Below are 22118 nucleotides of genomic sequence, written 5' to 3' on the forward strand. Positions count from 1 at the left end.
TTTTTTGTTTCTATCCGATACATATCGGCAATACCCTCTATCGCTACTCTTTCACCTCTTTGACTACTTGTTCAAACAACGCTTTAGCCTCCTCTTCCGAGACCTCCTTACTAATAATATAAGTAGTTTCGCTCGAGGTTCTACCCCAGTTATTGCCCTTGAATCCACCCGAAGAGCCGCTTACTTCCGTAAAATTCCCCTCCAGCCGCCAACCTTGACTCGACAGGTAGTTCAGCGCACCCGGGAAAGAGAAAAAGCGCAGTTCCCTCCCGGCTTCATCCTTCAAAGGCTCGTATTTCTTCTCGGTTCCATAATTGATTTTCACCTTGTCTTCCGAATAGACGAATGCGGCGTAAATGCGGCAGGTCTGCGCCATGCTGCACAAGGCTGTGAAACAGAGCGCGACAGACAAAAAGAGTATTCTTTTCATATCCCGTTATTATCAACGATTTACAATTCAAACCCCTCTCAATGCACGGTCACCATCGTGGCCCCGAAACCATATTCGCGGAACGAGGCATCCTGGCAGGTGCAGTTCTTGTACTTGTCGCGTATCTCCTTGAGCAGCGCATTGCGCAGCACACCCTCGCCCTTGCCGTGGATAAAGACAATCTTGCGTCCCTTGGCATGCCGATACTGGTCGAGCGTCTCGCGCACCTTGTCGAGCTGATAGTTGAGGATGTCCGAATTGGAGAGTCCGGCCGTCGTGTCGAGCAGAGCCGAGGCGTGCAAGTCTACCTCGACGATGCCGGGCTTGTCGTCGTGCCGGGTCACCGGTTTGCGCACCGGAGTGTCGACCTGCTTCTTCATCTTCATGGCCCGCTCCAGATCGGTAGCGTCGAGCACCATGGGTCGCATGGGCACATCGTTCTTCACCAGGTCGATGCACCACGACGGCTCGTCGAAATAGAGGCTCTCGCGGAAGGTATGCAGTTTGTAGAACTTGGTAGTGTCGAGCCGGTACTCGACGGCCACCGGGCTCTTCAAGGCAAAGTGCTTGTCTTTCTTGAAGGCGATGTACTGGAAGCCGATGCGCTCGAGGGCATTGACATCCTCCTGCCCGAACTCCTCGAGCAGCAACTGTATGTTGGGCTCTACCACCCCGGCATAGCGGGTGCGCCATCCCTCGTCGTCGCGGCTCAGGTAGGCAAAGTAGAGGTAGTAGTTGCTGTCGTTCACCAGATAGCACGAGAAACGGGTGGTGTTCAGGTGCTTGCTCTCGTCGGGGATATAGGCCAGGGTGATGTTCAGCTTCTCGCCTTCGGGGCGCTCCTCGACAGCGAGCTCGTCCTCCTTGTCGGCAGCTTTAGAAGCCATCCCCTTCTCGACCGGCGGCAACTCCACCACCTTCGAGGCGGGTACCGGGGCACTCTTGCGGGCCGGTTCGGCCGGTTCTACCACCACACACTCCCGGGCCAGTACCGGGGTTTCGAAACCATCTTCATCGACATAGGCTATATCTTTCACTATTTTCACCACTACCCCGCCTCCTACGGCGTTGAGGTAGCGTACTCTGTCGCCAACTTTTACCATAATATCATCATTTTAAAGAGTCTCGCGATTCGCCGGCGACTTGCGATTTCGTCGTGGCGAACCGTGCTATATTCGGCAAAGTTGCTTATTTTTGCACGATATTCAAAACAGATTATGCAAAAAACACAAGATATTCGCATCGAGGATTTCAATTATCCGCTGCCCGACGAACGCATCGCCAAGTTTCCCCTCCCGCAACGCGACCACTCCAAACTGCTGGTCTACCGCCAGGGAGCCATCGAGGAACACCACTTCTACGACCTGCCCCGGGTACTGCCCCCCGACAGCCTGCTGGTCTTCAACAACACCCGGGTGATACAGGCCCGCCTGCACTTCCGCAAGGAGACCGGCGCCCTCATCGAGGTCTTCTGTCTCGAACCCCTCGAGCCGCACGAGTACGCCCTCTCGTTCCAGTCGACCCGCTCGTGCTCGTGGCTCTGCCTCATCGGCAACGCCAAAAAGTGGAAGAGCGGCCCCCTCACGCAGGAGGTCGAGATTGACGGCAAGCGGGTACACTTCACCGCCGAGCGGGGCCTGCCTCACGGCAATGCCTGCGAAGTGCGCTTCTCGTGGGACAACCCCGAGGTCACCTTCGCCGTCCTGCTCGACCACGCCGGCGAACTGCCTATCCCCCCCTACCTCAACCGCGAGACCGAAGAGAGCGACAAGACCACCTACCAGACCGTCTACTCCAAAATCGAGGGGTCGGTAGCCGCCCCCACCGCCGGGCTGCACTTCACCCCCGAGGTGCTGGAGGCCATCCGGGCCAAGGGGATACCCGAGCTCGAACTCACCCTGCACGTAGGCGCCGGCACCTTCAAGCCGGTGAAGAGCGAGACCCTCGAGGGGCACGAGATGCACACCGAGTACATCTCGGTAAGCCGCGACCTCATCGACACCCTGGCCCGCACCGACCGCCGCGTGATAGCCGTGGGCACCACCTCGGTGCGTACGCTCGAGAGCCTCTACTACATAGGCAAGATGCTGGCCGCCAACCCCGACGCCGAGCCGCACGACCTCGTCGTGGCCCAGTGGCAACCCTACGACGGAAGCCCCGACATCGACTCGCGCGAAGCCCTGCACCACATCGTCGACTACCTCGACCGCCACGGCATGACGCGCCTCGTCACCGCCACCCAGATTATCATCGCCCCGGGTTATCACTACCACATCGTGCAGGGCATGGTCACCAACTTCCACCAGCCGCAGAGCACGCTGCTCCTGCTCGTCTCGGCCTTTGTCGACGGACGCTGGCGCGAAATCTACGACTACGCCCTTGCCCACGACTTCCGGTTCCTCAGCTACGGCGACAGTTCGCTGCTGCTCCCCTGACATTCGCCCCGGCAGCCACACAATAAAACGGCAAAAAAAACGTATACTATAATAGTATCGGTACACACGAAAGGCAGGGCGGGACACGGTCGTCCGCTCGGGCCTTGTCGTCGTCCGCAAGGAGAAAAGATGAAGATAAAGGCAGTATTCTGGGGATTGGCTATGGCCGGCGTGTTGGCGTCGTGCTCGGGGGCAAAACTAAGCGTTGCCAACGAGCAATATGCCCGGGGCGAGTTTTACGATGCCGCCCAGACCTACCGCAAGGTATACAGCAAGACCAACCCCCGCAAGGAGCGCAAGCTGCGCGGCGAGGTGGCCTTCAAGATGGGCGAGTGCTACCGCCGCATCAACATGGCGGCCCGCAGCTCGGCTGCCTACCAAAACGCCATCCGATACGACTACCCCGACAGCATGGCCCTCTTCTACCTGGCCCGCAGCCAGCAGTTCGAGGGGAAATACAAGGATGCCATCAAGAACTACCAGGCCTATCTCGAGACCAATCCGCAGAGCTCCCTGGCCAAAAACGGCATACGGGGCTGCAACCTGGCCGTCCAGTGGAAAGAGACGCCTACCCGCTATGTGGTGAAGAAGGCGACGATACTCAACTCGCGCCGCAGCGACTTCGCCCCCATGTATCTGGGGAAAGACTACGACCAGCTCTACTTCACCTCGTCGACCGAAAAGGCTCTGGGCAAAAACAAAAGCGGCATCACCGGTACCAAGAACTGCGACATCTACTTCTCAAAGAAAGACGAGCAGGGGGCCTGGCAGAAACCCGAACCCATCGAGGGCGACGTCAATACCGACGAAGACGAGGGCATCGTCAGCTTCAGCCCCGACGGTACCACCATGTACCTGAGCAAAGCCCGCCGCGAGCCCAACGCCGACACCTCGGTCGAGATCTACACCTCTACCCGTACGGGTGCCCAGTGGAGCCCGCCGCAAAAATACGAAATCACCGCCGACACCCTCTCGGCCTTCGGCCAGCCGGCCGTATCGCCCGACGGCGAATACCTCTACTTCGTCTCCGACATGCCGGGCGGATACGGGGGGAAAGACCTGTGGCGCATCTCGCTCACCGACAAGGAGGGGTCGCTCGAGAATCTGGGTGTACAAATCAACACCCCGGGCGACGAGATGTTCCCCTACATCCGCGACAACGGCGACCTCTACTTTGCCTCCGACGGTCACCCGGGCATGGGCGGCCTCGACATCTTCCGCGCCCGCATGAACGCTTCGGGCATGTGGCAAATCGAAAACATGAAATACCCCATCAACTCGTCGGCCGACGACTTCGGCATCACCTTCGGCGAGGAGGAGACCGGCTTCTTCTCGTCCAACCGCGGCGACGGCCGGGGCTACGACAACATCTACAGCTTCGAGCTCCCCTCGATACGCGTGTGGATAAGCGGAACGGTCATCGACAAGGACGACGAGCCGGTGCCCGACGCCATCATCCGCATCGTGGGCAACGACGGCTCGAATCAAAAGGAGTATGCCCGCAAAGACGGCAGCTTCCGCTTCAAGCTCGACCGCGGCGTGCACTACGTGATGCTGGCCTCCTGTCGCGGATACCTCAACTCGAAGCAGGAGTTTATCTCCGACGCCGAAGAGAAGGATGCCGAATATGGCGTCAACTTCGTGCTCGCCTCCATCAGCAAGCCTATTCTCATCGAAAACATCTTCTACGATTTCGACCGCGCCACCCTGCGGCCCGAGTCGGAGACCTCACTCAACGAACTGGTGAAGATGCTCGACGACAACCCCAACGTGTCGATAGAGCTGGCAGCCCACACCGACTACAAGGGTAAGGACCAGTACAACCTGCGCCTCTCGGAACGGCGCGCCCAGTCGGTAGTCGATTACCTCATCAAGGCGGGTATCGACCCCCGCCGCCTGCAACCCAAGGGTTACGGCGAGAGCCAGCCCAAGGTCATCACCAAGAAGCTGGCCACGCAATACCCGCAATTCAAGGAGGGCGACGTGCTCACCGAGGAGTACATCACCAAACTCTCGCCCGAAGACCAGGAGATTGCCAACCAGATAAACCGGCGCACCGAATTCCAGGTGCTCTCGATTACCTGGAACCTCTATTGATTCTGCATCGAAAGGGCATTTGAGGTGAAGGGGTGCATGCAACTCTCCATGCGGCCATCGAGTCGGGTCGCACACTGGAACTAAATTCTAAGGATTAAGAATATGGAGTGGCAGGTGACGCCGAGCGTGCACCTGCCGCCGTTCAGCCTGCAACCGGCCCCTCACGGGGCGCGGAGCGACGGCGAAGCCAACCCCTACCGCAGCTTCAAGGTATCGCCCACCGAGGGAATATAATCGTCGGGCAACTTGTTCATCTTGTAGAGGTTCTTCAGGCGGATGCCGTAACGCTGGGCAATCGAGTGCATTGAGTCGCCCGAACGCACCACGGCGTAGTCGTACCCCTTCTCGGCCTTCTTCTTTTTCTTCTCGAGATAGACAATGTCGCCGGCTTCCAGCGGATAGTCGCGGGGTATCTCGTTATACCCGGCCAGCTTCTTGGCCGAGAAGCCGAACTCCTGGGCTATCGACTCGAGCGTGTCGCCGTCGCGGGCCTCGACATAGAGCAGCCCCCACGAACGATAGACCGCATGCGGATTCTCCACCACGACCGGAGGCAGGTCTTGCGCCCGTATCGGCTTGAACTTCGGGCGGTCATATTCGTAGAGTTCATAGAGTTCGATGGTCTGTATCAGCTTGTTGGCATACGACCGGTCGGTGGCATAGCCGCACGCCTTCAGCCCCTTGGCCCAACCGCGGTAGTCGGTCACCTTCAGCTCGAAGAGCGAGGCATAGCGGGCCCGCTTCAAAAACTTGGCGTGGTCTTCATAGGAGTCTTCGGGCGAGTCGTATTTGCGGAAACAGTCGTCCTTGCGGTCGTCGTCATGATAGACCCGCTTCCCCTTCCAGTCGCTGTGGCACTTGATGCCGAAGTGGTTGTTCGACTTGCGGGCCAGTTCGCTGCGGCCGGCCCCCGACTCGAGCAGCCCCTGGGCCAACGTGATGCTGGCCGGTATGCCATACAGTTTCTGATGCTTGATGGCAATCGATTTGTATTGCTCGATATAGTCGAGATAGGCTTTGTTTTTGCGCTGGGCCGAGAGCGGCTCCAACGTAAGAACGAGGAGAAGAACGACAACGACGTATCTGAATTTCATCATGAATCTAAATTCTAAAAATGGACGATAAAAATTCCTGTTCTCAAAAATTTCCTTATCTTTGTTCCACGAAGAGAGGATGCGGTACGGCACAGCCCAAGTCGAGAAACCCGATTTCCTGGGTCACTGTACCCGCCTCCCGCTGTTTTTGCAGAAGTAGACACCCGTAAACCCGCTTAATGAGAGTTATGGAAAACAGGAATATCACCACAAAGATAATGGTTTGCTCGTATGAAGAGCTCACCGAAGCTGAGAAAAAATTGATCGACGCCGCCAAAGAGGCCTCCAACCGCTCCTATGCGCCCTACTCCCGTTTCCAGGTAGGGGCTGCCGTGCGTCTGGCCGGTGGAGTGCTGGTATCGGGCAGCAATCAGGAGAATGCCGCCTACCCCTCGGGGACCTGCGCCGAACGCACCACCCTCTTCTATGCCAACTCGCAATACCCCGACCGCGCGGTCGAGGCACTGGCCATCGCCGCACAGACGGGCGGAAAGTTCATCGAGCACCCCACGGCTCCCTGCGGGGCCTGCCGCCAGGTGATACTCGAGACCGAAGAGCGCTACCGCTACCCCATACGCATCTATCTCTACGGCACCGACGAGGTCTATATCGTCGAGTCCATCCGCAGCCTGCTCCCCCTCTGCTTCGGGAAAAGCGACCTGCCCGAATAGAATCCGCGCAAAAAAGCGTATATTTGTAGGGCTCGAAAAGGCGGCTCGGACAGCTCGCCCCCTCTGCTCGTGCACGACAGGCAGGGCAGTTTGCCTCCCGAGTCATTGCCGCACGGAGTAAAAAGACATAGAACAGAACTTTAAAACACGATATGGACGACTATATTGTTTCGGCACGGAAATACAGGCCCTCGACCTTCCGGTCGGTGGTAGGTCAGAAAGCACTTACTCAGACCCTCAAAAACGCCATCGACTCGAAAAAGCTGGCTCATGCCTACCTCTTCTGCGGTCCCCGCGGCGTAGGCAAGACCTCGTGTGCCCGCATCTTTGCCAAGACAATCAACTGCTTCCACCCCACCGAGTCGGGCGAAGCCTGCAACGAATGTGAGTCGTGCCGCGCCTTCAACGAACAGCGTTCCTACAACATCATCGAGCTCGACGCCGCATCGAACAACTCGGTCGACGACATCCGCGTCCTCATCGACCAGGTGCGCATACCGCCTCAAATCGGGCAATACAAGGTCTTCATCATCGACGAGGTGCACATGCTCTCGACGGCGGCCTTCAACGCATTTCTGAAGACCCTCGAGGAGCCGCCCCACCACGCCATCTTCATCCTGGCCACGACCGAGAAACACAAGATTCTCCCCACCATCCTGTCGCGCTGCCAGGTCTACGACTTCCAGCGCATCACCACGGCCGACATCGCCGAACACCTGCAATATGTCGCTTCGCAAGAGGGCATCACCGCCGAACCCGAAGCGCTCAACGTCATCGCCCAAAAGGCCGACGGCGGTATGCGCGACGCTCTCTCGGTATTCGACCAGGTGGTGAGCTTCTCGGGCGGGCACATCACCTACAAGGCGGTAATCGACAACCTCAACATACTCGACTACGAATACTACTTCCGGTTGGTCGATGCCTTTCTGCAGGGCAACGTGCCGCAAGCACTCATGATTTTCAAGGAGGTGCGCGACCACGGCTTCGAGGGGCAGTTCTTCGTCGGCGGTCTCAGCCGCCACCTGCGCGACCTGCTGGTATGCAAAGACCCCACCACGCTACCCCTGCTCGAGGTGAGTGCCTCGGTGGCCCAACGCTATGGCGAACAGGCTCAGAAGTGCCCGCTCGCCTTCCTCTACCGGGCCATGGAGCTGAGCAACCGCTGCGACCTCGACTACCGCATAAGCAACAACAAGCAGTTCCTGGTGGAGCTGACCCTGATACAAATCTGCCAGATTCTTCACCCGGTCAGCGTCCCACCTCAGGAACCGCCGTTGCAAAAGATTACCCCGGCCGCTCCGGGCAGTGCACCGGCCGCACAACCGCATCAGGCTCAAGCCCCGGCTCAGCCGCTCCCCCAGGTACAGGCCGTGCCGCAACAGCCGCAACAGCAACAACCCCGGCCCAATCCGGCACAGGCACAAGCTCCGGCAGCACAGACGTCGGAACCGCAGGCCACCTATCGGGCCTCGACCATACGCCCCACAGCCCCGGCCCACAAACCAATGGCGCCGGCACAACCCAACCCGACGAAAAAGGCGGCCCCGGCACGCATCTCCATTCACCAGAAACCGGTCGAGGCGGCCCCGGAGCAACAGGCTCCCACGGTACAGCAGGAGGTGCTCGACACCCCCTTTACCGAAGAGGCGCTCAATGCGGCCTGGCTCGCCTATACCCAAACCATCCCTACCGAGGTGGTGCTGGTCAACACCATGAAGAGTTGCCTGCCCAAGCTGACCGACCCCCGCACGTTTGTCGTGTCGGTCGACTCGCAAATCCAGGTCAACGTCATCAACGAACACCTCTACGAGCTGATGACCTTTTTGCAGAAATCACTGAAGAACAACCAGTTTTCCATGCAACTGCGTGTCAACCAGCCCGGTGAGAAAGAGATTATCTTCAGCCCCAAAGACGTACTGATGAAGATGATCGAGAAGAACCCCGACATCAAAAACTTCTACGACACCTTCGACCTCGAAATCGCCTGATGCCGCCGGGACGTTTCACATCCCCTGCCCCAACCGGACAACCGCACCGCCCCGTCACAGGGGGATACCGTACTCGTGTTTCACCTCGTCCATCACAAAGGTACTCATGAGCGACCCCATGCTGTCGATGGTGCCCAACACGTTGAGGATGAACTCCTGATAATATTTCATATCGGGGGCATGAATCTTGAGCAGATAGTCGTAGTCGCCCGAGATGTTGTAGCACTCGGTCACCTCGGGAATCTCGCGCACGATGCGGGTAAACTCGAGGGCAATGTCGCGGTTGAGCCGCCGCAGCTTCACGCTGCAGAAGACCACGAATCCCCGGTTGAGTTTCGCCGGATCGAGCACCGCCACATACTTCTTGATGTATCCGTTGGCCTCGAGCCGCTTCACCCGCTCGAAAACCGGCGTGGGCGACAGGTTTACCTGCGCCGCCAACTCTTTGGTGGTGAGGCGCGAGTTGCTTTGCAAGACCCGCAAAATCTGCAAGTCGGTTTTATCCAGTATCTCCATAGAATGCTATTCTCCGGGCCGTTGCTCCCGGCCTGTTAAACATGGGGTTTATTCTTAATCAGTGGACAAATATAGATATATTTTCCATATTTCCGAATTTACTTGTTCGATATTTCCAGAAATCATAGTTTTGCAAGTACAAACATTTATACTTAACCGATAAAAACAGAACCGAATATGGACCCGAAGAAACTGCATTTCGAAACGCTCCAACTCCACGTGGGACAAGAGCAACCCGACCCGGCCACCGACGCACGGGCCGTACCCATCTACCAGACCACCTCGTATGTATTTGCCGACTCGGCCCACGCCGCCGCACGCTTCGACCTGAAGGAGCCGGGCAACATCTACGGCCGTCTGGGCAATCCTACCCAAGACGTACTCGAGCGACGCATCGCCGCACTCGAGGGGGGTGTCGCCGCCCTGGCCGTCGCCTCGGGAGCTGCCGCCGTCACCTATGCCATCCAGAATCTGGCCGTCGCCGGCGACCACATTGTCGCCGCCAACACCATCTACGGGGGCACCTACAACCTGCTCGACCACACACTCCCCGCCTACGGCGTGACCACCACCTTCGTCGACCCGTCCGACCTCTCGAACTTCGAGCGGGCCATACAACCCAACACCAAGGCGGTCTTCATCGAGACGCTGGGCAACCCCAACTCGGGCATCATCGACATCGACGCCGTGGCCGAGATAGCTCACCGCCACCGCATCCCGCTCGTCATCGACAACACCTTCGGTACCCCCTACCTCATCCGCCCCATCGAACACGGGGCCGACATCGTGGTACACTCGGCCACCAAGTTCATCGGCGGCCACGGCACCTCGCTGGGCGGTATCATCGTCGACTCGGGCCGCTTCGACTGGGCCGCCTCGGGCAAATTTCCCCAACTGAGCGAGCCCGACCCCAGCTACCACGGCTCCCGATTTACCGACGTGGCCGGAGCCGCCGCCTACGTCACCCGCATCCGGGCCGTGATTCTGCGCGACACAGGCGCTGCCATCAGCCCCTTCAACGCCTTCCTGCTGCTGCAAGGGCTCGAGACCCTCTCGCTGCGTGTCGAACGCCACGTCGAGAATGCCCTGCGCATAGTCGATTTTCTGGCCCATCACCCCAAGGTAAAGAAGGTCAACCACCCGGCTCTGCCCGACCACCCCGACCACGCCCTCTACGAGCGCTACTTCCCCCACGGGGCGGGCTCGATATTCACCTTCGAAATCAAGGGGGGCGAAGCCGAAGCACACCGATTCATCGACAGCCTCGAAATCTTCTCGCTGCTGGCCAACGTGGCCGACGTGAAATCGCTGGTCATCCACCCGGCATCGACCACCCACGCCCAACTGACCGACCAGGAGAAGGCCGAACAGGCCATCTACCCCGGCACCATACGCCTCTCGATCGGCACCGAGCATGTCGACGACCTCATCGCCGACCTCTCGCAGGCTCTCGACCGGGTATAAACACAAACGGCACTACACACAAAATAAGGGTGTGCCCTCATTGGGTACACCCTTTTACTTTCAAAATCGAATATTTTTTCTGGATACCCAGCCAGGCCCGGAATGACCAACCGCCTTACTGCTGATTGAGCAGGAAGTGTTTGAAGGCGTTGAAGCCGACAGGCATCAGGATGCTCTGTTTCTCGCCCTGCATGAATTTGCGCAACTTCTCGGGCATGGCAATCGTCTCGCCTACGGCATCGCTCACGGTATCGAGGAACTTGGCGGGCGAAGCGGTTTCGAGGCAGATTCCTATTTCGCCGGGTTGCAAGCCATCGACCAAGGCCTGGTAACCGCAGGCACCGTGGGGGTCGAGCAGGTATTGCTCGCGACGGAAGGTGTCGCGCATAGTGCGGCGTATCTCGTCGTCGGTATAGCTTACGCCGCTGATGTCGGCACAGATGGCCTCGTGCGAATGGCCGTAAAGGTCGAGTATGCGGGCAAAGTTGCTGGGGTCGCCCACATCCATGGCGTTGGCGATGGTGGCAATCGAGGGGCGCGGGTCATACGAGCCCGTGCGCAAGTATTGCAGGAATACGTCGTTGCGGTTGTTGGCGGCGATGAAACGCTTCACGGGGAGCCCCATGCGTTTGGCTATGAGTCCGGCAGTGAGGTTGCCGAAGTTGCCGCTGGGCACGCTGAACACCACCTGCTCGGGGTGCTCGACCATGCCGCACAACTGGGCATAGGCATAGAAGTAGTAGAAGGCCTGGGGCAGGAAGCGGGCCACGTTGATGGAGTTGGCCGAGGTGAGGTAGAGTTTCTCGTTCAGCTCGGGGTCCATGAAGGCACTCTTCACCAGCGCCTGACAGTCGTCGAAGGTGCCGCTCACCTCCAGGGCGGTGATGTTGTGGCCCAGTGTGGTGAACTGTTTCTCCTGTATCTCACTCACCTTGCCCTGCGGATAGAGTACGAAGACCTTCACGCCGGGCACGTCGAGGAAACCGTTGGCCACGGCACTGCCCGTATCGCCCGAGGTGGCGACCAGCACATTGACCTGCCGTTTCTCCTGCCGGTTGAAGTAGCCGAGCAGACGTGCCATGAAGCGGGCCCCCACATCCTTGAAGGCCAGCGTGGGGCCGTGGAAGAGCTCCAGGCTGTACCGGTTGTCGGCCACCCGCACCAGGGGAATATCGAAGTTGAGGGCGTCGAATACGATCTCTTGCAGCTTGTCGGCCTCGACATCCTCGCCGAAGAAGGCTTCGGCCACCACAAACGAGATTTCGCGAAGCGTCATCTCCTTCATGTTTTGGTAAAAGGCCGGGGGAAACCGGCGAATCACCTCGGGCATGAAGAGCCCTTTATCGGCAGCCAGTCCCCTGACCACGGCATCGTGGAGAGAGACCGGCGAAGTTTTTTTGTTGGTACTATAAAATTTCATGGCTCATTTATTTACTCTCGAAAGAACGCTTTCATAAACTCGTCGCCAGCCAACGAACCATAGGCTCCACGAGCCGCGCTGAACTCGTCGTAACGGGTTACATCGTCGGGCTCGACTCCGGGCTTGCAAATCACGAACGGCACGGGGGCCGCCGTGTGGGTGCGCACCCGGCAAGGCGTGGGATGGTCGGGCAAGAGGGCGATGGCTACCGGCTCGTCCATGCGGGCAACAGCCTCGATAAGCGGTTTCAGCACGCGGTGGTCGAGATACTCGACCGTGCGGAGCTTCAGCGCCACATCGCCTTCGTGGCCTGCCTCGTCGCTGGCCTCGATATGCAAATATACAAAATCGTGTGCATATAACGCATCGATTGCGGCCTGAACTTTTCCTTCATAATTGGTATTGTAGAGTCCCGTGGCTCCCTCGACCTCGACGGGCTGCAAACCGGCATAGACGCCGATACCCCGGATGAGGTCGACGGCCGAGATGACCACCCCGCTGCGTATGCCGTAGCGTTGGGCCAAAGTCTCCATGCTGGGCTTGTAACCCGGCGACCAGGGCCAGATGCTGTTGGCGGGGTCTTTCCCCTCGGCCACACGCCGCAGGTTCACGGGGTGCGAGGGCAAAATCTGCTGCGAGCGCAGAATCAGCTCGTTCAGGCGGTCGGCTGTAGCCGTGGCCTCGGGCACCAGAGGGCGCACCATCACGTCGCGGAAGGGGGTACCGGGCACATCGTGCGGCGGGGTGCAGTCGACCCGCTTGTCGCCCCCCTTGAGCTTGAGCAGATGGCGATACGATACCCCGCGGTAGAAATTGGCATCGCCGCCTCCCAACTCCCGTTGCAGGAAATCGATGAGTTCGCCGGCCTCGGCGGTCGTGATGTGACCGGCCGAGTGGTTCTTGATGAGGCCGTTTTCGATACAGACGAGGTTGCAGCGCATGGCCATCTCGCCCGGCTCGATGTCGACCCCCATACTGGCCGCCTCCAGCGAGCCCCGCCCCTCAAATACGCGGTCGAGGTCGTAGCCCAGCACCGCCAGATTGGCGATTTCGCTGCCGGGATGGTAGCCTTCGGGTACGGTTTTCAACATTCCGCAACGACCGTGAGCGGCCAGCCAGTCCATGGCGGGCGTATCGGCAGCCTGCAGGGGCGTGCGTCCGCCCAGTTCCTCGATGGGCTCATCGGCCATGCCGTCGCCCAATACTATGATGTGTTTCATGACAAACTCATTTTTTTATCGAATGTTGGCAATTCCTATTATATCGGCAAAGACACCGGCAGCCGTCACCTCGGCCCCGGCTCCGTAGCCCTTGATAACCATGGGATACTCGCGGTACCGCTCGGTGGTAATGGAAATGACGTTGTTGCTCCCCTCGAGGTGGTAGAAGGGATGGGCCGAATCGACCTCGCGCAGCCCCACCTCCACCTTGCCGTGGTCGAGCGTGGCCACAAAGCGCAGCACCCGTCCCCGCTCGGCCACCTGCCGGCGATAGGCCTCGAAGGTGGCATCGTAGTCGGGAATCGCCCTCCAGAAGTCGTCGAGGCTCCCGGTGAAGTACGATTCGGGAATGAAGAGATGCTTCTCTACATCGCTCTGCTCCACCCGGTAGCCGGCCTCACGGGCCAGTATCACCAGTTTGCGGATGACATCCTGACCACACAGGTCTATACGGGGGTCGGGCTCGCTGTACCCCGCCTCCTGCGCCATGCGCACCGCCCGACTCAAGGGCACCTCGGCACTCACCACATTGAATATGTAGTTGAGCGTACCCGAGACAACCGCCTCGATCTTGAGTATCTTGTCGCCGCTGTTGATGAGGTTGTTGATGGTATTGATGATAGGCAGCCCCGCCCCCACGTTGGTCTCGAAGAGGTACTTCACATCGCGCTTGCGGGCGGTCTGCTTCAGCTCGCGGTACAGGTCGTACGAGCCCGAAGCGGCAATCTTGTTTGAGGCCACCACCGACACGTTGTGGTCGAGCAGCGAGCGATACAGCGCGGCAATGTCGGGGCTGGCCGTGCAGTCGACAAATACCGAGTTGAAGATGTTCATGGCAATAATCTCGTCCTTGAGCCGCTGGGGCGAAGAGGGTGTACCCTCGCGGTCGAGCAACTCGATGCCATGTTCGATGTCGATACCCTCGCGGTCGAAGAGACATTTGCGCGAGTTGGCGATACCCACCAGCCGCAACTGCAAGGCCTTGGTCTCGAGCAGCCGCTGCTGCTGTTTGCAAATCTGTTTCAGCAGGTCGCGCCCCACGGTCCCCACCCCAGCCACAAAGAGGTTGAGCACCTGCGACTCGGAGAGGAAAAACGAATCGTGTATGACGTTGAGAGCCTTGCGCAGACTGTCGCGGGCAATGACAAACGAGATGTTGGTCTCCGACGCCCCCTGTGCACAGGCTATCACATTGATACCGTTGCGGCCCAGCACGTTGAACAGCTTGCCCGCAATGCCGGGCGTGTGTTTCATGTTCTCGCCCACGATAGCCACGGTAGCCAGCTCCTTCTCGGCCTCGATCGAAGAGATTTCGCCCACGGCCATCTCGCCCTTGAACTCCTCGCGCAGCACCCGCACGGCCACATCGGCATCGGCATTGCGCACGGCAAAGGTGGTATTGTTTTCCGACGAAGCCTGCGACACCAGAAAGACACTGACCCCCGACCGAGCCAAGGTGTTGAAGATGCGCGAGTTGATACCGATTACCCCCACCATGCCCATGCCCGAGAGGGTGATGAGGCAGGTGTCGTTGATCGACGAGATGCCTTTGATGGCCTTCCCCTCGAAGTGCGAATGGTCGGCCGAGATGAGGGTACCGGGGGCCGACGGGTTGAACGTATTCTTGATGAGGATAGGGATATTCTTGTGAAATACCGGATAGATGGTGGGCGGGTAGATGACCTTCGCCCCGAAGTTACAGAGCTCCATCGCCTCGGTAAATGAGAGGTGCTCGATGACATAAGCGGTGTTGATAACCCGCGGGTCGGCCGTCATAAAGCCGTCGACATCGGTCCAGATTTCGAGTTGCGAGGCACCGAGCGCCGTAGCCAGGATGGATGCCGTGTAGTCCGACCCACCCCGGCCGAGGTTGGTCACATCGCCCGTGATGCGGTCCGACGCGATGAAGCCGGGCACCACGGCCACCCGGGGCAACTCGGCAAAGTAGCGTTTTACCAGCTTGTTGGTCTCGTCGAAGTCGACAATGTGCTTACCATACTGGCGGCTGGTCTTGATGAAAAAGCGGGCATCGTAGTGAACCGCCCCCTCGATGACCCGACTCACGATGAGCGACGAGAGCCGCTCGCCGTAACTCACAATCGTGTCGAGCGTCTTGGTCGAGAGGTCCTTGATGAGCGACACCCCCCTGAAGATATTGCCCAGCTCGCCCAACAGCGGGTCGATAAGGGCCAGCAGTTCGAGTTGTTTCGCCGGCTCTACGGCCTGCTGTACCATCGCCTTGTGCCGCTCGACAATGGCTCTGAAGTGGCTCTCATAGCCATCACCGCCCACCACGGCCATCCGGGCGGTCTCGATCAGGCGGTCGGTAATTCCACCCAGAGCCGACACCACGACGATAACCGGCTCGTGACAACTCTCTACTATCTGTTTGACACTCGACATGCTCTCGACCGAACCTACCGAAGTGCCTCCGAATTTCAATACTTTCATATCTGCACTATTCTATCGGCGCAGCCCCGCACCCTCTGGAGAGAGAGCAAGCCACACCCGTTCAAAAAAAATTTGGTTGAAAAACTATATCGCAACGGTCTATCGACGCAAAAAAACAACATCCGCCCCCCTAAGGGGTGGTACCCGTTGCGTGCATGCAGTTACAAAATAAGATATACAGCCGTTCGATCATGGCGTTCTCTTTTTCGGAACCGACGCCCCTACGTTTCACAAACGGCGGGGAGGCCGGCCAGATTGATATAAAACATCTCTTGTTTTGCAAAAGTAATCTTTTTTTTGATTTTCCAGTCGGACAATCACAAAATGATTTAAAATAATCCTGTTCGTTTTACAATTTTATATTTTCAGCGGGTTTTTAAACGACATTTTGAAATTGACTTTTTGCCACGAAACAACCCTTCGTTCAAGGAATCGCAAAGTTTTTACTCGACAAAATGTTATTTTCTCCCGCAAATGATTATTTTTGTAGAGCCAAACAGGAGGCTGGGGTGCAAAGTTGCATCGCCTCCGGAACATGGCGGCACACGCTTGTTTCACTTTGTAAAACCATTGTGTATGTCTGAAAATATAACATCGGTTCTTATCATTTACACCGGTGGTACCATCGGAATGGTAGAGAACAGCCAGACGGGAAGTCTAGAACCGTTCAACTTTCACCATCTCCTCGACAAGGTCCCCGAGTTGAGACAACTCGGATTCTCCATCTCGACCGTACAATTCGAGCCCCCCATCGATTCGTCGGAAATCGAACCCGACTCGTGGGTGAAACTCGTGCACATCATCGCCGACAACTACGACCTGTTCGACGGCTTTGTCGTGCTGCACGGTACCGACACAATGGCCTACACGGCTTCGGCCCTGAGCTTCATGCTCGAGAACCTCAACAAGCCCGTCATCCTCACCGGCTCGCAACTGCCCATCGGCATGCTGCGCACCGACGGCAAGGAGAACCTCATCACCGCCATCGAAATAGCTGCCGCCAAAAACAGCGCCGGCGAACCGCTGGTACCCGAGGTGTGCATCTTCTTCGGCAACCACCTGTTGCGCGGCAACCGCACCACCAAAATCAGTGCCGAGAGTTTCAACGCCTTCGTGTCGACCAACTACCCGCCGCTGGCCCAGGTGGGCGTGCACATCCACTACGACGAGAACCAGATCGCCCGCGTCACCCACAAACCGCTGCGTCCCCACTACCTGATGAACACCAACATCGTGGTGCTGAAACTCTTCCCCGGCATCTCGGAGCAGACCGTACGCTCGATACTGAACATCCCGGGACTGAAGGGGGTCGTGCTCGAAACCTTCGGGTCGGGCAACGCACCGGTCAAGGAGTGGTTCCTCAACCTGCTCAAGGAGGCGGTAGACAAGGGTATCGTTATCGTCAACGTGAGCCAGTGCATGGGCGGCACCGTGCAGATGAGCCGCTACGGCACGGGCAGCAAGCTCGAAAATGCCGGCGTGGTAAGCGGATACGACAGCACCACCGAGGCGGTGCTCACCAAGCTGATGTTCCTCTTCGGTCACGAATACCCCTCGAAGGTGGTCAAGGAGAACATGAACTGTTCGCTCAGCGGCGAGATTACCCTCACGCTGCACAACTGAAACCCGACAATCTTATTTCATTGAGATAGCCGTGAGGCGAAGCGCAAAAGCAGCTTGGCCTCACTTGTTTTTGCCCACTTGCGACCAGCCGGTCACGATGATAAAGGGAACGGCCAGAGCAATAGCCAGAATCAGGAAGAAACTAATCTCCACCACCTGGGCTACCCCCAGCGTGAGGTAGAGGAAGAGAGCCATGACCAGAACCTTGATGCGGTAGACGATGCGCGACATCTGGCGATAGGCCTGCTCCCGGTTCTCGTCGGTTATCTCGACCGGATAGTTACAATGCCGGGGGTGATGCTGCACCCAGGTGAGCAGTCCATACAGCACCAGAGCTATCGCGGGCAGCAGAAGTGCCGTTGAGGCATCGCCCCAGCTATCCACTTCGCCCCGGGCATTAAAGTGCAGGGGCACTTCGCCCCGGTTGTCGAACTGTATCCACACACCTACCACAAAAGAGGCAAGCAGGAAAAACCATGCCGGTGTTTCTCTCCAAAATCGTTTCATGGCAATCTTCTTATTATCCGGGTTATCTTACTTTTTCAAGATCAGTTTCTGCATGCCGGCAGTCACCCAGCAGTCGATGCGAGCCGTATCGGTAGGATTCTGGTAGAGGAAGAGCGCCTCGATGCCCGGCAGCGAATCGACCAGTGCCCGGCTGCGCTCGAGCCCCATCACCATGAAAGCCGTGGCGTAGGCGTCGGCCGTCATGCAGTCGGGGGCCAGCACCGTAGCACTCAGCAGCGAGTGTTGCACGGGATAGCCCGTCACCGGGTCGATGGTGTGGGCAATGCGTTTGCCGTCGACCACGCGGTAGTTGCGGTAGTTGCCCGAGGTAGCCAGTCCGCCCCCGGTCATCTGCAATACCTCTTCGATGGTACCGGCCTCGCCATCCTCGATGGTCGGGCGGTTCACCCCTACCCGCCAGGGCTTCCCCTCGGGATTGCGGCCGCGCACCACCATCTCGCCACCGATTTCGACCATGTAGTCGTCGATACCGCGGTCGGTAAGCAACTGTCCTATCACGTCGCAGGCATACCCCTTGGCAATGGCCGAGAAGTTGAGGGTCACCAGCGAGTCGCTCTTGACCACCCGATGGTTCTCAAGCGAGAGCTTGTTCATGCCCACATGGGCCAGCAGACTGTCGACCTGCGTCGAGTCGGGGAAGATACCCTTCTTGAACCCGAATCCCCAGGCATTGACCAGCGGCGATACCGTGGGGTCGAAGGCTCCGCCCGTGCGACGATAGACCTGTTGCGAGGCGGTAAAGACATGCTCGAACCACGCATCGGTCTCGACCGGAACACCCTGGTTGACCCGCGTGATGAGCGACGTGTCGTTGAAGGGCGAAAGCGAACCGTCGAACCGCAGGAGCTCCTGCTTGATGGCCTCGGCCAACGACTCGTCCGACCGATAGGTGATGTGGTAGAAGGTACCGAAGATGAGCCCCTCGTCATACTGGTAGGTATTCTTTTCGCAACGGCGCATCGTGCTGGCCACCAGAAAGACCACCAGAAACAGGACCACCGCTACCCACGAACGTGCATATCGTCTATCCATAACCGACTCTTAAAAATAGATATGTTCCAACAGAATTTTTATCCCCAGGCCGATGAGAATCACCCCACCCAGCACCTCGGCATAGTTATGTATGCGGCGACCAAACTGGCGGCCCACCCACAGCCCGGCAATCGAGAATACAAAGGTGACACCGGCAATGACAATCGTAGGGAGCAGCATCGACATGTTGAGGAAGGCAAACGAGATGCCCACCGCCAGCGCATCGATGCTCGTAGCCAGCGAAAGCCCCACGAGCGTACGCGTATCCGAAGGGTCCATGCAGCAGGGCTCCTCCTCGTTTTTGCGAGGCCAGCCCTCCCAAATCATCTTCGCTCCCAGGAAGAGCAACACCCCGAAGGCCACCCAATGGTCATACGCCTCGATATAGCTTTTGAAACCGATGCCCAGAGCCCAGCCGATGAGCGGCATGCCCCCCTGAAACAGAGCCATAAAGGCGGCTATCTTCAAGACCCGCGACCATTTGAAGGGCTTCAGCAGCACGCCCGAAGTCAGCGATACGGCAAAGCTGTCCATACACAGCCCCACCGCCAAAACAAAAAGTGCTAATAGCGACACAAGTTATTCGAATTATTGTTTCACCACAAAGGTACAAAAGTTCCCGGCTCGCCCAATACTCACATCGGAACAATTTACACAGAGCGGGGGAATCGCAGCTCACGAGAGTTGCGGTTCCTCCGCTGTCACACACATAACACAGTATATATAGAAAACACCTCACGGTGCGGAACGGTTCACGGGAGAGCGAAAACCACAGTGTCCCGACCGGCACACAAGAGCGGTGCCTGTATCTCTAAAACAAGCCTCTACCCGTTTTGTTCATCATCGCGCCGGTTTTTCTTTCGGCGGCCCCAGCCGGCACAAAAAACACAACGCCCGGAGGGATACCCCCGAGCGTTGCGACGTTTCATACAAAATCTATGTTTCAAGCGTTTTACTTGCGCAAAATCACGTAGCAATAGTCTTTATTCAGAATCAACGAGTTGGAGCCGTAAGCCGTTGTGAAGGTGGCAATGATACCGTTGGCACGACCGTTGGTCTCGTAGAGGTCAAAGGCAGCCTGAGCATCGGCCAGGTCTTGCACCTTGTCGCCGAAGGCATCGGTCACATAAATCGAGGTGAGGGTACCCAGATTGTAGTCGGCATAATTCTCGAGCATATCTTTCCACCGGGTGATGGTCTGGTCGTTCTCGGGTACATAGACCGAGATTTCGAGAATCGTCTCCAGAGTCTTGTCCGAGTCGAAGTAGGCCGTGTAGCTGTTGCCCTTGGCATCGATAGCACTGTCGAAATAGATATACGACATGGCGGTACCGAAGAGAACCTTGTTGCCGATGGCGTAATACTCTTGCAGCACCTCGTCGATGTTACCGCCCACATAGCGGCCCAGCGTACTGAAATCGAGGGCCAGATAGTTGCGGCAGAGCTCTACCCTGAATTTATCCTTGTCCATCACGGGACAGCAGTAAACCGTCTTTTGAATGCCGAAAATGGGGAAGATAAGCATATTGGCCTCGGAGGTCAACAGCGGCAGAGTCTCCTCGGTAGTCTGCTTCACACCCCCTTCGCCGGTCGTGTAATCCTTGAATTTCGTTCCCAGGAACGTACCCAGTTTCAGGTCGCGGAACGAAGTGACCAGACTCTCCCAAACGGCAGCATCCTGTCCGGCCGACTGTCCGGCAAGCTCCATCACGATCGAGGTCACGGTAGTACCGTCGACCGCAACCGTGGCTTTATACCGGTTGCCCTTCTGGTCCTGCACATAGAGGGTGCGATTCTCCTGATCTACCGTAGCACCGGCAGCTGCACTCCACACCTCGTCGATACCTTGGTTCACCAGGGCCGAGAGGTCGGCATAGGTTGTCTCCCAATAAACGGTCGTATCGTCACCGCCCGGAGGGGTTACCGTGGGTTCTTCGCTTTTTTGTGAATCTTCGCTGCATGCCGCAAAAACAAAAAGTGACATAAATATGCAGAAATACGAAGCAAATTTCTTTCTCATAAACCTTAATTATTAAATATTACTACTATTTTCCTTTTCCTCTTTCCAAAATAACAACTTTTATTCTTTACTTTGCCGGCGCAAAAATAGGACTATTATTACAATTTTATTTAGGAGGATAGGATTATGAAGAATTTTTATCTTATTTTAAGTTGCTGCATCGTATTTTTATTCCCTGCCCGGGCTCAAGAGTTCTCGGGCGATAACTTCAACGGCGCCTGGGAGAGCGACGGAGGCAGCCAAAAGGAACAACCCACAGGCTGGCACTCACTCTACTCCAACGTGGGCGGCTTCGTCAGCATGAAAGCCGGCACGGTCTCCAAGGGTGGCAACGACACCGATGCCTACCCCATCATCGAAAACACCTTTGCCGGGTCCATCGCATTCGGCACGAAACAAGGCTACGTGATTCCCGGCATCCTGTCGCTGGGCACCCCCTGGCTCTATGTAAACACCACCTACTACACGGCAGCTACCGGCGACCTGGGCGTTGACGGCGGCGTGGAGTTCACGGCCCGTCCCCAGAAGATTACCTTCAAGGCCCAATACTACAACGCCCCCACCAGCGACATCGACGATGCCGCCCACATCGCCGTATATCTGTGGAAAGGCAGCGCCTCGTCGACCGACATCAGCGGTGCCTCGCACACCGACGAGATGAGCGCCGTACTGGCCGGTAATGCCGGAGCCACCCTCATCGGGTCGGGTTCGCTCACCATCGACAACGACATCGACGCCTTCGAAACGCAAGAGGTAACCATCGACTACCTCTCGGACGAAACGCCCGAGAAGATGAACATCGTCTTCTGCGCCTCGAACTACCTGAGCAAACAACCCGACCAACCGCTCGAAGTAGCCGAAGGCAACTACCTCTACATCGACGATGTGGCCGTGGTATACGGTTCGGGCATCGACGAGGCTACGTCGGCTCAATTCGAACTGACGGTTACCCGCGAAGGCTTCTCGGTCAACCAGAACGAATCGCTGCCGGTTGCCATCTACACCACCGACGGCCGACTGGTCAGCCTGGGACAGACCAACAACGGGCTGTATGCCTTCCCCTTCGCTCCGGGTCAAATCTATCTTGTAAAAATAGGGAACAACACCTGCAAGGTGTGCGCCCTCTAAA

Annotated in this window: 19 protein-coding genes; 8 read left to right on the forward strand and 11 right to left on the reverse strand. The window is 57.7% G+C overall.

Annotated features, from left to right (window positions below; all coding sequences use genetic code 11):
- Positions 1–43: 43 nt before the first annotated feature.
- Complete coding sequence (locus NW211_RS04955) at positions 44–430, reverse strand: hypothetical protein (RefSeq protein WP_143240936.1); 387 nt, start codon at positions 428–430, stop codon at positions 44–46.
- Between the two features lie 38 nt (positions 431–468).
- A complete protein-coding gene (locus NW211_RS04960; protein WP_258327126.1) occupies positions 469–1533 on the reverse strand; it encodes a DUF2027 domain-containing protein in 1065 nt (354 codons plus the stop codon).
- A gap of 111 nt (positions 1534–1644) precedes the next feature.
- On the opposite strand from NW211_RS04960, the gene NW211_RS04965 reads away from it, so the two are divergent.
- The 3 genes from NW211_RS04965 to NW211_RS04975 all read left to right on the forward strand — a co-directional run bounded on the left by NW211_RS04965 (position 1645) and on the right by NW211_RS04975 (position 5196).
- Entirely contained in the window at positions 1645–2865 is a 1221-nt protein-coding gene (locus tag NW211_RS04965; RefSeq protein ID WP_258327216.1) for an S-adenosylmethionine:tRNA ribosyltransferase-isomerase, read from the forward strand.
- A 129-nt stretch (positions 2866–2994) separates the two neighbouring features.
- Positions 2995–4962, forward strand: a complete 1968-nt coding sequence (locus NW211_RS04970; protein ID WP_258327127.1) for an OmpA family protein — start codon at positions 2995–2997, stop codon at positions 4960–4962.
- Between the two features lie 102 nt (positions 4963–5064).
- Positions 5065–5196, forward strand: a complete 132-nt coding sequence (locus NW211_RS04975; RefSeq protein WP_258327128.1) for a hypothetical protein — start codon at positions 5065–5067, stop codon at positions 5194–5196.
- Here the strand turns inward: NW211_RS04975 and NW211_RS04980 are convergent.
- Positions 5157–6056: a glucosaminidase domain-containing protein gene (locus NW211_RS04980; protein ID WP_087408823.1), complete on the reverse strand. Its 900-nt coding sequence runs from the start codon at positions 6054–6056 to the stop codon at positions 5157–5159. The genes NW211_RS04975 and NW211_RS04980 overlap by 40 nt on opposite strands.
- 188 nt (positions 6057–6244) lie before the next feature.
- On the opposite strand from NW211_RS04980, the gene NW211_RS04985 reads away from it, so the two are divergent.
- Both NW211_RS04985 and NW211_RS04990 read left to right on the forward strand, forming a co-directional pair.
- The gene (locus tag NW211_RS04985; RefSeq protein WP_258327129.1) at positions 6245–6727 is read left to right on the forward strand and encodes a cytidine deaminase; all 483 of its coding nucleotides are present in this window, start codon (positions 6245–6247) and stop codon (positions 6725–6727) included.
- A 152-nt stretch (positions 6728–6879) separates the two neighbouring features.
- Complete coding sequence (locus NW211_RS04990) at positions 6880–8715, forward strand: DNA polymerase III subunit gamma/tau (RefSeq protein WP_258327130.1); 1836 nt, start codon at positions 6880–6882, stop codon at positions 8713–8715.
- A 54-nt stretch (positions 8716–8769) separates the two neighbouring features.
- Here the strand turns inward: NW211_RS04990 and NW211_RS04995 are convergent, their stop codons facing one another.
- Positions 8770–9231, reverse strand: a complete 462-nt coding sequence (locus tag NW211_RS04995; protein ID WP_258327131.1) for an Lrp/AsnC family transcriptional regulator — start codon at positions 9229–9231, stop codon at positions 8770–8772.
- Positions 9232–9408: 177 nt separating this feature from the next.
- Here NW211_RS04995 and NW211_RS05000 point away from each other — a divergent pair, with 177 nt between their 5' ends.
- Positions 9409–10695 (forward strand): O-acetylhomoserine aminocarboxypropyltransferase/cysteine synthase family protein, encoded by a 1287-nt coding sequence (locus NW211_RS05000; RefSeq protein WP_258327132.1) that lies wholly within the window; start codon positions 9409–9411, stop codon positions 10693–10695.
- A 115-nt stretch (positions 10696–10810) separates the two neighbouring features.
- Here NW211_RS05000 and thrC read toward each other — a convergent pair whose 3' ends face one another.
- From thrC to thrA, 3 genes are read right to left on the reverse strand one after another with little or no spacing between them, the layout of a single operon-like run.
- On the reverse strand, positions 10811–12115 hold the full coding sequence (gene thrC, locus NW211_RS05005; protein WP_258327133.1) for a threonine synthase: 1305 nt from the start codon (positions 12113–12115) through the stop codon (positions 10811–10813).
- An 11-nt stretch (positions 12116–12126) separates the two neighbouring features.
- Positions 12127–13335, reverse strand: coding sequence for a cofactor-independent phosphoglycerate mutase (locus NW211_RS05010; protein WP_258327134.1), 1209 nt, complete (start codon positions 13333–13335; stop codon positions 12127–12129).
- A 15-nt stretch (positions 13336–13350) separates the two neighbouring features.
- Positions 13351–15786, reverse strand: a complete 2436-nt coding sequence (gene thrA, locus NW211_RS05015; protein ID WP_258327135.1) for a bifunctional aspartate kinase/homoserine dehydrogenase I — start codon at positions 15784–15786, stop codon at positions 13351–13353.
- A 576-nt stretch (positions 15787–16362) separates the two neighbouring features.
- Here thrA and NW211_RS05020 point away from each other — a divergent pair.
- Positions 16363–17409 (forward strand): asparaginase, encoded by a 1047-nt coding sequence (locus NW211_RS05020; RefSeq protein ID WP_087408717.1) that lies wholly within the window; start codon positions 16363–16365, stop codon positions 17407–17409.
- Positions 17410–17469: 60 nt separating this feature from the next.
- On the opposite strand, the gene NW211_RS05025 is transcribed toward NW211_RS05020, so the two are convergent.
- From NW211_RS05025 to NW211_RS05040, 4 genes are all read right to left on the reverse strand, one after another.
- The gene (locus NW211_RS05025) at positions 17470–17916 is read right to left on the reverse strand and encodes a DUF1648 domain-containing protein (RefSeq protein WP_258327136.1); all 447 of its coding nucleotides are present in this window, start codon (positions 17914–17916) and stop codon (positions 17470–17472) included.
- Between the two features lie 27 nt (positions 17917–17943).
- Positions 17944–18969, reverse strand: coding sequence for an FAD:protein FMN transferase (locus NW211_RS05030; RefSeq protein WP_087408719.1), 1026 nt, complete (start codon positions 18967–18969; stop codon positions 17944–17946).
- 9 nt (positions 18970–18978) lie between these two features.
- A complete protein-coding gene (locus NW211_RS05035) occupies positions 18979–19545 on the reverse strand; it encodes a manganese efflux pump MntP family protein (RefSeq protein WP_258327137.1) in 567 nt (188 codons plus the stop codon).
- 376 nt (positions 19546–19921) lie between these two features.
- Entirely contained in the window at positions 19922–20989 is a 1068-nt protein-coding gene (locus tag NW211_RS05040) for a hypothetical protein (protein WP_258327138.1), read from the reverse strand.
- A gap of 126 nt (positions 20990–21115) precedes the next feature.
- On the opposite strand from NW211_RS05040, the gene NW211_RS05045 reads away from it, so the two are divergent.
- Complete coding sequence (locus NW211_RS05045; protein ID WP_258327139.1) at positions 21116–22117, forward strand: hypothetical protein; 1002 nt, start codon at positions 21116–21118, stop codon at positions 22115–22117.
- Position 22118 lies beyond the last annotated feature (1 nt).

The sequence above is a fragment of the Barnesiella sp. ET7 genome (genome assembly GCF_024733785.1).
GTDB lineage: Bacteria > Bacteroidota > Bacteroidia > Bacteroidales > Barnesiellaceae > Barnesiella > Barnesiella merdigallinarum.